Annotated in this window: 12 protein-coding genes; 4 read left to right on the forward strand and 8 right to left on the reverse strand. The window is 72.5% G+C overall.

The window, feature by feature from the left end:
- From ASL10_RS13700 to rsmI, 7 genes are all read right to left on the reverse strand, one after another.
- A partial coding sequence (locus ASL10_RS13700; RefSeq protein WP_056049289.1) for a 4-(cytidine 5'-diphospho)-2-C-methyl-D-erythritol kinase occupies window positions 1–897 on the reverse strand: 897 nt, incomplete at its 3' end.
- A gap of 13 nt (window positions 898–910) precedes the next feature.
- Complete coding sequence (locus tag ASL10_RS13705) at window positions 911–1,525, reverse strand: hypothetical protein (RefSeq protein WP_056048896.1); 615 nt, start codon at window positions 1,523–1,525, stop codon at window positions 911–913.
- A gap of 3 nt (window positions 1,526–1,528) precedes the next feature.
- Window positions 1,529–2,431, reverse strand: coding sequence for a 16S rRNA (adenine(1518)-N(6)/adenine(1519)-N(6))-dimethyltransferase RsmA (gene rsmA / locus ASL10_RS13710; RefSeq protein ID WP_056048901.1), 903 nt, complete (start codon window positions 2,429–2,431; stop codon window positions 1,529–1,531).
- Window positions 2,431–3,408: a TatD family hydrolase gene (locus tag ASL10_RS13715; RefSeq protein ID WP_082460596.1), complete on the reverse strand. Its 978-nt coding sequence runs from the start codon at window positions 3,406–3,408 to the stop codon at window positions 2,431–2,433. The genes rsmA and ASL10_RS13715 overlap by 1 nt, the downstream gene beginning before the upstream one ends.
- Window positions 3,405–4,973, reverse strand: coding sequence for a methionine--tRNA ligase (gene metG, locus ASL10_RS13720; RefSeq protein WP_056049295.1), 1,569 nt, complete (start codon window positions 4,971–4,973; stop codon window positions 3,405–3,407). The genes ASL10_RS13715 and metG overlap by 4 nt, the downstream gene beginning before the upstream one ends.
- A 96-nt stretch (window positions 4,974–5,069) precedes the next feature.
- A complete protein-coding gene (locus tag ASL10_RS13725; RefSeq protein WP_082460597.1) occupies window positions 5,070–6,062 on the reverse strand; it encodes an NADP-dependent oxidoreductase in 993 nt (330 codons plus the stop codon).
- 93 nt (window positions 6,063–6,155) lie between these two features.
- Window positions 6,156–6,983 (reverse strand): 16S rRNA (cytidine(1402)-2'-O)-methyltransferase, encoded by an 828-nt coding sequence (rsmI, locus tag ASL10_RS13730; protein WP_056048904.1) that lies wholly within the window; start codon window positions 6,981–6,983, stop codon window positions 6,156–6,158.
- Window positions 6,984–7,029: 46 nt separating this feature from the next.
- Between rsmI and ASL10_RS13735 the strand changes: the two genes are divergently transcribed.
- The 4 genes from ASL10_RS13735 (at window position 7,030) to ASL10_RS13750 (ending at window position 11,786) form a co-directional block, all read left to right on the forward strand.
- Window positions 7,030–8,769 carry a dolichyl-phosphate-mannose--protein mannosyltransferase gene (locus ASL10_RS13735; RefSeq protein ID WP_082460598.1) on the forward strand — a complete coding sequence of 580 codons (1,740 nt, stop codon included), beginning with the start codon at window positions 7,030–7,032 and terminating at the stop codon, window positions 8,767–8,769.
- A gap of 119 nt (window positions 8,770–8,888) precedes the next feature.
- Complete coding sequence (locus ASL10_RS13740) at window positions 8,889–10,181, forward strand: O-acetylhomoserine aminocarboxypropyltransferase/cysteine synthase family protein (protein WP_056048907.1); 1,293 nt, start codon at window positions 8,889–8,891, stop codon at window positions 10,179–10,181.
- A gap of 6 nt (window positions 10,182–10,187) precedes the next feature.
- Window positions 10,188–10,754, forward strand: coding sequence for a CoA-binding protein (locus ASL10_RS13745; RefSeq protein ID WP_056048910.1), 567 nt, complete (start codon window positions 10,188–10,190; stop codon window positions 10,752–10,754).
- Window positions 10,755–10,865: 111 nt separating this feature from the next.
- Entirely contained in the window at window positions 10,866–11,786 is a 921-nt protein-coding gene (locus ASL10_RS13750) for a sulfurtransferase (protein ID WP_056048914.1), read from the forward strand.
- Between the two features lie 103 nt (window positions 11,787–11,889).
- On the opposite strand, the gene ASL10_RS13755 is transcribed toward ASL10_RS13750, so the two are convergent.
- The gene (locus tag ASL10_RS13755) at window positions 11,890–13,848 is read right to left on the reverse strand and encodes a thioredoxin domain-containing protein (RefSeq protein WP_056049300.1); all 1,959 of its coding nucleotides are present in this window, start codon (window positions 13,846–13,848) and stop codon (window positions 11,890–11,892) included.
- Between the last annotated feature and the right edge of the window lie 10 nt (window positions 13,849–13,858).

The raw sequence follows: 13,858 nt of genomic DNA on the forward strand, positions 1-13,858 counted from the left end.
GCGGACGACCGTGAGACGGGCTGCGCTCAGCGCGATCTGCAGCTCGAGAGCGCCGTCGAGGTCGGGTGCGAGGAACGCCACCGTCGGGCCGGAGCCCGACACGATGCCCGCGAGGGCCCCGTTGCCCTCACCGAGCTCGAGGACGTCGGCCAGGCCCGGCTGGAGGTGCAGGGCGGGCGCCTGGAGGTCGTTGTGCATGGCGTCCGCGAGCATGCCCGGGTCGCCCGCCCGGAGTGCCTGCAGGACGCCGGCGTCGACGACGGGGTGCCGCACCGAGCGGATCTCGCCCTGGTGCCGCAGACGGTGCGCGTCGAGTTCGTCGTAGACGCGCGGCGTCGAGAGGCCGACGTCGGCCACGGCCAGGACCCACTGGAACTGCCCCTTCGCCAGGGCCGGGCTGAGCTCGTCGCCGCGACCGGTACCGATCGCGGTGCCCCCGGCGAAGGCGAACGGGACGTCGGCACCGAGTCGGGCCGAGAGCCGCAGGAGTTCGTCACGACCGACGCCGGTTCCCCAGAGCGTGTCGCACGCGAGCAGCGTCGCGGCGGCGTCGGCCGATCCGCCCCCCATGCCGCCGGCCACGGGCACCGCCTTGTCGACGGTCAGGGCGACGCCGCCCGTGTAGCCGGTCGTCTCGGCCAGCAGGCGGGCGGCCTTGATCGCCAGGTTGGACCCGTCGGTCGGCACGCCCGACACGTCGATGGACGGGCCACCCGTGACGCTGACCGTGAAGTCGTCGGCGCGACGCGCGCGCACGTCCTCGTAGAGGGAGACGGCCTGGTAGGCGGTCGCGAGGTCGTGATAACCGTCGTCCTGCAGGTCACCGACGGCGAGGAAGACGTTGATCTTGCCCGGCGCACGCGTGTGGACCACGGTCGGGGCGGCCACGGACGTCATGCGTCCAACCTAGTCAGTTCTGGCGATCACTCATGACGCCGAACGCCCGCGTCAACCCCTCTTTCACGGGCTGCACCCGTTCGGGCAGGCGCAGGCTGCCCTGCGTCAACGACACCGAGCACTTCGGACCGGCGGTCGACACCACCTGGAGGCGCAGCGTGTCCCCGTGCGCGAGGGTCCAGTCGGCGGTCGGACGCGTCGCGGACCGGGCGACGACCTCGGGCGGACCGCCGGCGTACCGGGCGAACCGGTCGACGGCGAGGTCGAACAGTTCGAGCGGTGCACCCCTCAGGCTGCGGCCGACGGTGACCGCGTAGCTGCCGTCGGGCTGACGCCCCGGCGGCTCGACGCCGCGTTCTTGTTCGTAGCGCACCGTGATCCCTTCGGCCCACCACGGCACGACCTCGAACTCGTCGACCAGGAGGCGCGAGATCTGCTCGTGGGACAGTCGCGCCGCCCCCGCGGCGTCGAGCCGTGCGAACCACTCGGCCGCACCGCGTCCGGTGCCCGACCCGAGCCGGGCGTCACTGAGCCGCTGCTCACCGTGCCCGCGCTCGTCACCGCCACCGTCCCTGCCCCTGGCCCTGCCGGACGGCGCGCCGTCGGGGCCGTTCTTGCGTCGGGGCACGGCTCAGCCGGCCTCGCCCTCGTCGGCGTGCAGCACGGCGGCGACGGACGCCCCGGCGAGGGCGTCGACGTCGCTGACCCGGGCCACGGCGAGGAAGTCGTCGACGGTGAGCTGCTCTCCCCGCTGGGTCGGGGCGAGTCCGGCACGCTCGAGAGCCTCGGAGGCGGCGGCGGACGACCCGTAGAGGGAGGACAGCGACTGGCGCAGCATCTTGCGTCGCTGCTGGAACGCGGCATCGACGAGGGCGAAGGTCGCCCGACGCTCGAGCTCGCTGCCGCGGGCCGGCTTGCGGTCGAACGCGACGAGGATGCTGTCGACGTTCGGCACGGGCCAGAACACCTGGCGGCTGACCTGGCCCGCGGCCCGGAACTCGCCGTACCACGCCGCCTTGATGCTCGGGCCGCCGTAGACCTTCGAGCCGGGCTCGGCGGCCAGGCGCAGACCGACCTCGGACTGCACCATGACGAGCCCGTGCTCGAGCCCGCCGAAGTGCTCGAGGAAGTGCAGGAGCACCGGCACGCTGACGTTGTACGGCAGGTTCGCCACGAGGTGGGTGGGTTCGTCGGGCAGGGTCGTCACGCGCAGGGCGTCGTCGACGACGACGGTGAGGTCGGCCGCCGGCTGCAGCTGCGCGACGGTCTTCGGCAGCTGTTCGGCGAGGCGCTTGTCGATCTCGACGGCCACGACCTTGGCACCCGCCTCGAGCAGGCCGAGGGTCAGGGAGCCGAGCCCGGGGCCGATCTCGACGACGGTCATGCCCGCCGAGACACCCGACGCGGCGACGATGCGACGCACGGTGTTGGCGTCGTGGACGAAGTTCTGCCCGAGCTTCTTGGTCGGCTGCACGCCGAGGAGGTCGGCGAGGTCACGGATCTCGGCGGGGCCGAGCAGGGTGGCGCGCGACATCAGCCCTCGACCGTCACGGGCTCGCTGTCCCAGCTGCCGTAGACCAGTTCGGTCGTCGACGAGATCTGGGCCGCGAGCATGGACACGTCGGTGCCGATCGTCTCGGCCATCGACCGCAGCGTGAAGGGGATCAGGTACGGCGCGTTGGGGCGACCGCGGTAGGGCACCGGCGTCAGGTAGGGCGCGTCGGTCTCGACCATGATCAGGTTGCGCGGCAACTGCACGAGGGCGTCGCGCAGGGGCTGGGCGTTCTTGAACGTCACCGTGCCGGCGAAGGACGCGTACCAGCCGTTCTCGGCGAGGATGCTCGCCAGCTCGGGCCCGCCGCTGAAGCAGTGGAAGACGGTGCGTTCGGGAGCGCCCACCTCGAGCAGCAGGTCGACCACGTCGTCGTGGGCGTCGCGGTCGTGGATCTGCAGGGCCAGGCCGTGGCGCTTGGCGATCTCGATGTGGCCGCGGAACGCCTCGAGCTGGGCCGCCCGACCGTCGTCGCCGGTGCGGAAGAAGTCGAGCCCGGTCTCGCCGACGGCGCGCACGCGCGGCCTCGCGGCGAGCCCGTCCAGTTCGGACAGCGCCTCGTCGAGGGTGCCCGCGGCCGCGAGGGCCGGGGCCTCGTTCGGGTGGATGGCGACGGCGGCGAGCACCCGGGGCTCGCGGCTGGCGATCTCGGCCGACCAGCGGGACGTCTCGAGGTCGGTGCCGACCTGCACCACGCCGCGCACGCCCACGGACGAGGCCCGGTCGAGGTGCTCGCGGTAGTCGAGGGGGCCGTCGCCGTCGTCTCCGACGCCGTCGGCGATCTCGAGGTGCGTGTGGTTGTCGTAGACCGGCACGACGAGGGGCTGGGGAGGCGCGGGGTAGGTCAGGTCGCGCTTCTGGCCGTCCGCGCCCGACGAGCGGTGGCGGACGTGCGTCGCCGGGACTCCGTCGGCCGGCCCGGAGGTCGCGCCGCCGCCACCGGACGTGTCGTCGCTCATGCCGCGGGCTCGGGCTGTTCGATGCGCGGGAAGAGACCGGCGGCGAGCGGCTGGACGTCGGGAGCGCTCGACCACTCGGCCGCACGATCGACGGGCTGGCTGGTCAGCTCGCCCTGCCCGATCGACTGCCACAGGGTGCGCGTGGCCGTCGGGATGAACGGCGACAGCAGCACGGTGAGGGTGCCGAGACCCCGCAGCGCGGTGGCGAGGACCGTCGCCAGGCGCTCGCGCTGCGACTCGTCCTTCGCGATGGCCCAGGGCTCTTGCTCGGTGATGTACCCGTTCAGCTGGTCGACCAGTTGCCAGATGGACGCGAGCGCCTCGTTGATGGCGAACCGGTCGATCGCCGCGTCGGCCTCGGCCGTGACCCGCAGTTCGGTCTCGCGGACGGCCAGGTCGGCCTCGGTGAGGTCGCCGGCGACGGGCACGGTGCCGTCGAAGTAGCGGGTGATCATGGCCACGACGCGTGAGGCCAGGTTGCCGAACCCGTTGGCCAACTCGGCCTGGTAGCGGGCCGCGATGTCTTCCCAGCTGAAGTTGCCGTCCTGACCGAAGGTGATGGCGCGCATGAAGTAGTACCGGAACGCGTCGGCACCGAAGACGTCGGTGATCTGCTGAGGGGCGATGCCCGTGAGCTTCGACTTCGACATCTTCTCGCCACCGACCAGCAGCCAGCCGTGGCCGAAGACGTTCTTGGGGACGGGCAGCCCGGCCGCCATGAGCATCGCGGGCCAGATGACGGCGTGGAACCTCACGATGTCCTTGCCGACGAGCTGCACGGCCGGCCAGCGACGCCGGAACTCGTCGTCGTCGACGCCGTAGCCGATGGCCGTGACGTAGTTGAGCAGGGCGTCGAACCACACGTAGACGACGTGCTTCTCGTCCCAGGGCACCTTGACGCCCCAGTCGAAGCTCTGTCGCGAGATCGACAGGTCGCGCAGACCCTGCTTGACGAACGAGACGACCTCGTTGCGCACCGAGTCGGGCTGCACGAAGTCGGGCTGGGCCTCGTAGAGGTCGAGCAGTCGCTGCTCGAAGTCGCTCATGCGGAAGAAGTAGTTGCTCTCTTGCAGCACCTCGACCGGGATGCTGTGGATCGCGCAGACCTGCTCGCCCTCGTAGGCGCCGGTGCCGGGCACCAGGTCGCTCGGCTGCTTGTACTCTTCGCAGCCGACGCAGTAGAAGCCCTCGAACTCGCCCTGGTAGATGAAGCCGTCGTCGTAGAGCTTCTGCAGGAACTTCTGCACGCCGGCCTCGTGGCGGGCGTCGGTCGTGCGGATGAAGTCGTCGTTGGCGATGTCGACGGTCTCGAGCAGGGGCTTCCAGGACTCGGTGACGAGCTTGTCGGCCCACTCCTGCGGGGTCACGCCGTGGCTCGTGGCCGTGCGCAGGATCTTCTGACCGTGCTCGTCGGTGCCAGTCAGCAGCCAGGCGTCGTCACCCCGCTGACGGTGCCACCGGGCGAGCACGTCGGCTGCGACCTCGGTGTAGGCGTGACCGATGTGCGGCACGTCGTTGACGTAGAAGATGGGCGTTGCGATGAAGAAGGAGTCGCCGGCGGGCATGGGGACCATCTTAGGTGGGGGCACCGACGTGATGACGCGACCCGCGCCTCCTGCGTCCGCCGCCGGGGACGAGGAGGCGCGGGTCGCGTCGACCGGTCAGGTCGCGTCGTGCTCCTCGGTGCGGTCGTCGGAACCCGCCCGCTCGCCGGCGTGCTCGCCCGGGTACTCGACGACGTCCATGCCGAGCACGTACTTGCCCCGGGCGTGGCCGTCCTCGAGGTCGCGGTAGGCGTCCTTGACGTCGTCGAGGGGGAAGATCCCGTCGATCGGCACCATGATCTTGTTGGTCGAGATCAGCTCGAGCAGCTCGGACAGCACGGCCTGCGACGTCGCCTGGGCGCTGCCCTCGGCCTTGATGCCGTGCTGCTCGACGGCCGCGAAGTCGATGATCGTGTCGATGCGCTGCGGCGCGACGCCGAGCTCGAGGGCGTACCCGACGTTGCCCTGGCCGAAGCAGTCCACGAACGCGTCCACGCCCTGGGGGGCGGCCTCACGGATGCGGTCGACGACGCCGTCGCCGTACTCCACGGGCGTGACGCCGAGCTGCCGCAGGAAGTCGTGGTTGCGCTCGCTCGCGGTGCCGATCACGGTGAGCCCGCCGAGGACGGCGAGCTGCGACACCATCACGCCGACGCCGCCGGCCGCGGCCGAGACGACGATCGTGTCGCCCTCGGTGGCCTGCACGGCACGCAGCGCGGCGTAGGCGGTGGGTCCGGTCACGCTGATGCTGCCCGCGACCTCCCACGCCACGTTCTCGGGCTTCGCCACGAGTTCGTCGTGGTCGACGACGACGAACTCGGCGTGCGACGACCGGTTGGCCCACCCGACGACCTCGTCACCGACGGTCCACTCGTCGACCCCCGCACCGACCTCGTCGACCACGCCGGCGAAGTCGGTCCCCTGCCCCGACGGGAACGCCGCGGGGAACGCGTCGTGCATCAGTCCGGCGCGGATCGCCGCCTCACCGGGGTTCAGGCCCGCCGCCTTGACGGCGACCACGACCTGGCCGGCACCCGCCTCGGGCTTCGCCACCTGTTCGACCTTCAGCTCGTCGATGTCGCCGTACTGCTCGAAACGGACCGCCTTCATGTCGTACCTCCTGCTCGTGGTGGGCCGCGCCTCCTCCGGGCACGCGCCTCCTCCGAGCTTGCACCCGCCGGGCTGGGCGGGGTACGCCACGCCCTACGCGCGGGGCGGGCGGGCGGCGAGGGCGGCCTGGTAGAGGTCGCGCCTCGACAGACCCGTGGCGGCGGCCACGTCGGCGGTGGCCTCTTTGAGGCGGGTGCCGTCGGCGACCAGGGCCTGCACCTGCGCGAGCCCGGCGGCCAGGTCGACGACGCGTTCGGGGGCGCCCTCGACCACGATGCAGATCTCGCCCCGGACGCCCTCGGCCGCCCACTCGGCGAGCTCGGCCGCGCTGCCGCGGCGCACCTCTTCGTGCAGCTTCGTCAGCTCACGGCAGACGACCACGCGGCGCGTGGCCCCGAGAGCGGTGACCAGGTCGCCGAGCGAGTCGGCCAGGCGGTGGGGCGACTCGAAGAACACCATGGTGCGGCGTTCGTCGGCGAGCGCCCCCAGCACGCGCAGACGGTCGCCCTGCTTGCGCGGCAGGAAGCCTTCGAAGCTGAAGCGGTCGGTGGGCAGTCCCGACACGGCGAGCGCGGTGAGCACCGCGGACGGGCCGGGGATCGCCGTGACGGTGACGCCCGCGGCCGCGGCGGCCTCGACGAGCGGGAACCCGGGGTCGCTGATGGCGGGCATGCCGGCGTCGGTGAGCACGACCACGTCGGAGGCGCGGGCCAGCTCGACGATCTCGCCCGCCTTCTCGCGCTCGTTGTGCTCGTGCAGGGCGATGAGGCGGGGGCGGTTCTCGACGCCCAGGGCGCGCATCAGGTGGATCGCCGTGCGCGTGTCCTCCGCGGCGACGACCTCGGCGTTCGACAGCGTCTCGATCAGGCGACGGCTGGCGTCGCCGAGGTTTCCGATGGGGGTGGCGGCGAGCACGATCACCCGCCCATTGTCCCCCGGTCCCGGACCGCCCACTTACGATGGCCCGATGACGACCGGGCCCGAGCGCGAATTCGACGCGCTCGTCGAGGCCGGCACCGCGCCTCCTGCCCGTCCGACGGCGGGCGAGCCGGGCCTCGCGTCGGCCGACCCGCTCACCGACCGGGTGACCGTCCCGCCCGTCGGCACCCCGGTCGACGACGCGACCGCGGCCCACGCCCGCGAGGCTCCCCCGACCCGGCTCGACGCCTGGTGGGGGCGCGTGCTGCGCACCCCGGTCAGGAGGCGCGTCTGGGCCTGGGCGGGCCCGCTCGCGGTCACGCTGCTGGCCGCGGTGCTGCGCCTGTGGCACCTGAACTCCCCCGCGACCCTCGTGTTCGACGAGACGTACTACGTCAAGGACGCCTGGTCGTTGTTCAACCTCAGCTACGAGGGGTCGTGGCCGGCCGACTACGACCCGACCTTCGCCGCGGGCGGGGTCGGCGGGTTCCTCGCGGCACCGTCGTTCGTGGCGCACCCGCCCCTCGGCAAGTGGCTTATCGGCCTCGGCATGGCGGCGGTCGGTCCCGAGAACCCGGCGAGTTGGCGCATCAGCACGGCCGTCGTGGGCATCCTCGCGGTCGCCCTGGTCGCCGTCATCGGGTCGTTGCTGCTGCGATCGACGCTGCTCGGCACGCTGGCGGGGTTCTTCCTGGCGATCGACGGGCACGCGATCGTCATGTCCCGGGTGGCCCTGCTCGACAACTTCGTCATGTTCTTCGGCCTGCTGGCCTTCGGGGCGGTGCTGCTCGACCGCCGGCAGAGCGCCCGCCGGCTCGAGGCCTGGCGGGCGAGGAGGCGCGGTGCCGGTCGCGACATCGCCTGGGGCCCCGCCCTGTGGGCGCGTCCCTGGCTGGTGACGGCCGGCCTGCTGTGCGGGCTGGCGACGGCCGTGAAGTGGAACGGCCTGTACTTCCTGGCGTTCTTCGCGGTCTACACGGTGGTCGTCGACATGGTGGCGCGCCGCCGGGCCGGCGTGGAGTTCTGGCTGTCGGGCACCCTGTTCAGGCAGGCACCGGTGAGCTTCGTGCTGACCGTGCCCGTCGCCGTGGTGGCCTACCTGGCGAGCTGGACCGGCTGGTTCGCGACGTCGGGCGGCTACTACCGCAGCTGGGTCGAGGACGGCGGCACGCGGTGGACGGGAGCCCTGGCGTGGGTGCCCGACGTGGTGCAGAACTTCTGGCACTACCAGGCGGGCGTCTACGGGTTCAACGTCGGCCTGCACACCCCGCACGCCTACCAGGCGAACCCGCTCACCTGGCTGCTGATGCTGCGACCGACGAGCATGTACTACCAGGGGTTCGACGAGGGCCAGGGCGGCTGCGACGTGGCCCGGTGCGGCGAGGCGATCACCTCGGTCGCGAACCCGTTGATCTGGTACGCGGCGGTCGCGGCCTGCCTCTACCTCGTCTACCGCGTCGCGCGGTACCGCGAGTGGCGGTACGGGGCGATCCTCGTCGGCGTCGCGGCGGCCTACCTGCCGTGGCTGGCGTTCACCGACCGGACTGTGTTCCAGTTCTACACGATCGCCTTCGAGCCCTACCTCGTGCTCGGCCTGGCCGCGGTGCTCGGCATCGTCCTCGGCCGACGCACCGACGACCGGTCCCGGCGGCTGAGCGGCATCGGCGTCACGGCGATCGTCGTCGTGGTCGCCGTCGCCGTGTCCGTCTTCTTCTACCCCCTGTGGACGGCGCAGCTGGAGGACTGGGAGTTCATCCGGCTGCACTACTGGATCCCCAGCTGGAAGTAGGCGTCGGAGCCGCCGTCCGCCGACCGACGGCTCCTCCCCCGCAGGAGGCGCGGGTCGGCCGTGTTCCGCCGTGTGACGTCCCGGGTCCCCGCGTGACGACCAGCGGCTAGCGTGGGGGCATGGCAGATCGTGAGTACGGCTTCCGCACGCGGGCGATCCACGCGGGCAACATCCCGGACGCGGCGACGGGGGCACGGGCGCTGCCCATCTACCAGACCAGCGCCTTCGTGTTCGACGACACCGACGACGCCGCGGCGCGGTTCGCCCTGCAGAAGTACGGCAACATCTACAGCCGCCTCGCCAACCCGACCACCGCCTCCTTCGAGGAGCGCGTCGCCAGCCTCGAGGGCGGGCTCGGCGCCGTCGCGACGGCGAGCGGCCTCAGCGCCCAGTTCGTCACGTTCGCCTCGCTGGCCGGCGCGGGCGACCACATCGTCGCGAGCGCGAACCTCTACGGCGGGTCGATCACGCAGCTCGACGTCACCCTGCGTCGCTTCGGCGTCGAGACGACCTTCGTGCAGTCCTCCGACCCGGCGGACTACGCCGCCGCCATCCGTCCCGAGACGAAGCTGGTCTTCGTCGAGACGGTCGCGAACCCGTCCGGCGAGGTCGCCGACCTCGAGGGCCTGGCCGACGTGGCCCACTCGCACGGCCTGCCCCTGATCGTCGACTCGACCATCGCCACGCCCTACCTCAACCGTCCGATCGAGTGGGGTGCCGACGTCGTCGTGCACTCGGCCACGAAGTTCCTCGGCGGTCACGGCACCACGCTCGGCGGCGTCGTCGTCGAGTCCGGCCGCTTCGACTGGGACAGCGAGCGGTTCCCGCTCTTCGACCAGCCCGTGCCGAGCTACGGCGGGCTCAACTGGTCCGGCAACTTCGGCGAGTACGCCTTCCTCACCCGGTTGCGCGCCGAGCAGCTGCGCGACATCGGCCCGGCCCTCGCTCCCCACTCGGCTTTCCTGCTCGCCCAGGGGGTCGAGACCCTGCCGTTCCGCATGCAGGCCCACGTCGACAACGCCCGCCAGGTCGCCGAGTGGCTCGACGCCGACCCGCGCATCGAGCGCGTTCGCTGGGCCGGCCTGCCCGGGCACCCGCACCACGAGCGCGCGGCGAAGTACCTGCCGAAGGGCCCCGGCTCGGTCTTCACGTTCGAGCTGAAGGGCGGTCGTCCGGCCGGCAAGACCTTCATCGAGTCGGTCGAGCTCGCCAGCCACCTCGCCAACATCGGCGACGCGAAGACGCTCGTCATCCACCCGGGCTCGACCACCCACGCCCAGCTCAGCGAGCAGCAGCTCGTCGACGCGGGGGTGCTGCCTGGCTCGGTGCGCATCAGCGTCGGCATCGAAGACCCCGACGACATCATCCACGACCTCGACCAGGCGCTGGCCGCGGCGACGAAAGGCGAGTGACCCGACGTGACCGACACCGTCACCACGCAGCTGACCAACGGGCTGACCTGCGAGCTGCCCGCGTCGTCTCCCCTGGCCAAGCTGCTCAAGTCGCAGCGGACGTGGGTCGGCCCCACGGCCCGCGAGCGCCAGGCCATCCTGCGCTCGGCGAAGAGCGTCGCCGTCGTCGGTGCCTCGCCCAACCCGAGCCGGTCGAGCTCGTTCGTGGGCACCTACCTGCAGCAGTCGACCGACCTCCGCGTCTACTTCGTCAACCCCCGAGCCGACACCATCCTCGGCCAGAAGGCCTACCCCGACCTGGCCTCGCTGCCCGAGGTGCCCGACGTCGTCGACGTGTTCCGCAAGGCCTCCGACATCCGATCGGTCGTCGACGACGTGCTCGCGATCGGCGCGAAGACGATCTGGGTCCAGCTCGGCATCTACGACGAGGAGGCCGCCCGGTACGGCGAAGAACAGGGGCTCACCGTCGTCATGGACCGCTGCATGAAGGTCGAGCACGCCCGGTTCAACGGCGGGCTCAACCTGATGGGCTTCGACACCGGCGTCATCACCGCGAAGAAGGCCGGTCGCTGACACGACCGTCGGGGCGGGTCGCGGTTTCCCCGTTCGTCGAGGCGCACACGTTGTGACGCTTCATTGCGGACTCAGGGTCCGATGTCACCGGTCGGCGTTACCGTGGCCCGCATGGCACCCGTCCTCACCTCACCCGTCGTCTCGACACAGTGGTTGGCCGACCACCTCGGCGCCGACGACCTGACGATCGTCGACGCGACGGTGCTCGTCGACCTCGATCTCGACGTCGACCTCGACGTCGATCCGGGTCGCGGCGTCGGCCCGGGTCGTGGCGACGGCCCGGCGGCCCTCACCACGGGCCGCGACGGGTTCGAGCGAGACGGTCACGTCCCCGGGGCGGTCCTCGCCGACCTGCTCGTCGACTTCAGCGACCCCGGCTCCGACCTGCCCTTCACCCGGCCCGGGGTCGACCGTTTCCAGGCCGCGGCGGCCGCGCTGGGCGTCTCGAACGACAGCACGGTCGTCGTGTACGACACGGTCGACGGCCGCTGGGCGTCCCGCCTGTGGTGGCTGTTCCGCGCCTACGGGCACGACGCCGTGGCGGTGCTCGACGGCGGGTGGTCGCAGTGGCTCGCGCAGGGCAAGCCGTACGACCTCGGCGACGTCCTGCCGACGCCCGCCCCGTTCGTCGCGACCGAACGTCCCGACCACTGGGTCGACAAGGCCTTCGTCGAGTCCGTGGTGGCGGGCGACGAGAGAGCGGCGCTCGTCTCCGGTTCGCCCCGCGACGAGTTCGACGGCACGTCGAGCCCGTTCACCCGCGCCGGGCACATCCCCGGCAGCGTCAACGTACCGGCCGAGACGCTCCTCGCCGACGACGGCACGCTCGCCCGCGACCCGGTCCTCCGCGACCGCCTCGCCGTCGTGCCCGACGAACCGCGCACGGTCGTCTACTGCGCCTCGGGTGTGTCGGCCAGCGTCGACGCCCTCGCCTTCGCCGTCCTCGGCCGCTCGGACGTCGCGGTGTACGACGGTTCGCTCGCCGAGTGGGTCGCCGACCCGGCCGCACCGCTCGTGCCCGCCGCCGCCTGACGCCCCCGCCCGGCGCCCCGCACGGTTCACCCGCCGGGCGCCCCCGCCTGGCGCCCCTACCCGGTGCGTCGCCGGTGCCTGGGAGATCGACGCGGTCGTGTCGTCACCCCTCGAGCAGCAGTCCGTCGAGGTCGCCCACGGTCGTGACCGGCAGTCGGCAGACGAAGTCGCGGCAGAGGTACGCGGTGGGGACGCGCCCGGGGGCCGAGCGACCCGCGAACAACTCGAAGCCCGCGTGCTCGAAGGCGACCAGCGCCTCCTCGTCCAGCACGGCGACGACGCTGCCCGGGCGGACGACGCTCCGTGCCCGCCGGGCGAGGCCGTCGTCGGCGCGGTCCGTCGGGGACGGCTCGACCACGACCAGCTGCGTCAGCGGGGCCTCGAGCTCGACGAGCAGCCCGAAGGCGGCACCGTACGCGAGCGGGTTGTCGAGGGCCGAACCGGCCACCTCGGCGACGAGCCGTCCGGCCACCGACCGGTAGCGCGCCTCCCCGGTGAGCTGGTGGAGGGTGAGCGCGGCCGCCGCGACCGCACTGCGTCCCGACGGGTAGGCACCCTCGCTCGGGTCGCTCGACAGGGCAACGCCCTGCGAGACCAGCACGGGGTCGCCACCCGACGGGGCCGCGACGACCCGCGGGTCGGCGTCGTCGAGCAGGCAGGCGTCGACGAACGACCGCGCGGCGACGGCGTACCGGGCCTCGCCCGTCGCGAGCGAGAGGGCCAGCAGGCCGGACGCGAACAGGCCGTGGTCCTCGAGGGTCGCCACGGCGTCCGACACGGTCGACCCGACGGAGGCGCGCAGCAGACGACCATCGTCGGTCACGTGACGCGAGAGCAGCAGGTCGGCCGCGCCGCGGGCGGTGCGCACCCAGTCGGGGCGGCCGTGCCGTGACCCCGCCTCGGCGAGCGCCGCGATCGCGAGGCCGTTCCAGCCGGTGAGCACCTTGTCGTCGACGGGCGGCGGGTCGAGGGCCGCGCGGCCCGCGGCGTCCCTCCGGTAGTAGCCGCCCTCGTCACGGACGCCGTCGATCGTGCTCTCGCTGTCCTGCGCCGAGCCGAAGGCCCCGTCGGCCGTGCGCAGTCGGGAACTCAGGAAATCGGCGACCCCGGCGGCGACCCGGGCCGGATCCGAGCCGATCTCCTGAGTTGCCGACGTCGGCGCGGGGCCCGGGGCCGGGGCCGGGTCGAGCACCGAGAGCCGCGAGTAGGCCAGCAGCAGCTGGGCGTTGTCGTATAGCATGCGCTCGTAGTGGGGTTCTGACCAGTCGCGTCGGACCGCGTACCGGAAGAACCCGCCCTCGACCGGGTCGCGCAGCGGCGACGCGGCCATGCGGGCGAGCGTCCGCGACACGAGTTCGAGCGCGCCGTCGTCCCCTCCCGCGCCGAGGGCGAGCAGCGCCAGCTGGGCCGGCGCCGTCGGGAACTTCGGGGCCCCGCCGAAGCCGCCGTGCTCGCGGTCCTCGTGGGCGACGAGCCGGGCGACGGCGTGGGCGAGCTCGGGCCGTCCCGGCAGGGCGACCCCGGCACCGGGACCAGGAGGCGCGGTGCCGGTGACCGACGCGGGCCCCGCAGCCAGCGCCTCCTGCACCGCCGACGCGGTCGCGTCGACCTCGGACCGCCTGGTGGTCCAGGCGTCGGTGACGGCGTCGAGCACCTGTCGGAACGACGGCCGACCCTGCACGGGCACCGGCGGGAAGTACGTGCCGGCGTAGAACGGCCGACCCTCGGGCGTGACGAAGACGGTCAGCGGCCAGCCGAGCCCCTCGGTGAAGGCCGAGGCGGCGGCCAGGTAGCTGGAGTCGACGTCGGGGTGCTCCTCGCGGTCGACCTTGACCGAGACGAAGCCCGCCGAGAGCTGGGCAGCGACCTCGGGGTCGGAGAAGCTCTCGCGCGCCATCACGTGGCACCAGTGGCAGGTCGAGTAGCCGATCGACACCATCACGGGCACGTCCCGCTCGACGGCCTCGGCGAACGGCCCCGTCCCCCAGGCACGCCACTCGACGGGGTTGTCGGCGTGCGACCTGAGGTAGGGGCTGACGGCGTCTCGCAGCTGGTTCGGCATGCGGGCCACG

Origin of the sequence: Frigoribacterium sp. Leaf8 (genome assembly GCF_001421165.1) — a bacterium.
Lineage (GTDB): Bacteria > Actinomycetota > Actinomycetes > Actinomycetales > Microbacteriaceae > Frigoribacterium.

Coding starts and splice junctions, on each gene's coding strand:
- rsmA (WP_056048901.1), bottom strand. CDS start 2,431: ATGTCGCGCGCCACCCTGCTCGGCCCCGCCGAGATCCGTGACCTCGCC.
- ASL10_RS13715 (WP_082460596.1), bottom strand. CDS start 3,408: ATGAGCGACGACACGTCCGGTGGCGGCGGCGCGACCTCCGGGCCGGCC.
- metG (WP_056049295.1), bottom strand. CDS start 4,973: ATGCCCGCCGGCGACTCCTTCTTCATCGCAACGCCCATCTTCTACGTC.
- ASL10_RS13725 (WP_082460597.1), bottom strand. CDS start 6,062: ATGAAGGCGGTCCGTTTCGAGCAGTACGGCGACATCGACGAGCTGAAG.
- ASL10_RS13735 (WP_082460598.1), top strand. CDS start 7,030: ATGACGACCGGGCCCGAGCGCGAATTCGACGCGCTCGTCGAGGCCGGC.
- ASL10_RS13740 (WP_056048907.1), top strand. CDS start 8,889: ATGGCAGATCGTGAGTACGGCTTCCGCACGCGGGCGATCCACGCGGGC.
- ASL10_RS13750 (WP_056048914.1), top strand. CDS start 10,866: ATGGCACCCGTCCTCACCTCACCCGTCGTCTCGACACAGTGGTTGGCC.
- ASL10_RS13755 (WP_056049300.1), bottom strand. CDS start 13,848: ATGCCGAACCAGCTGCGAGACGCCGTCAGCCCCTACCTCAGGTCGCAC.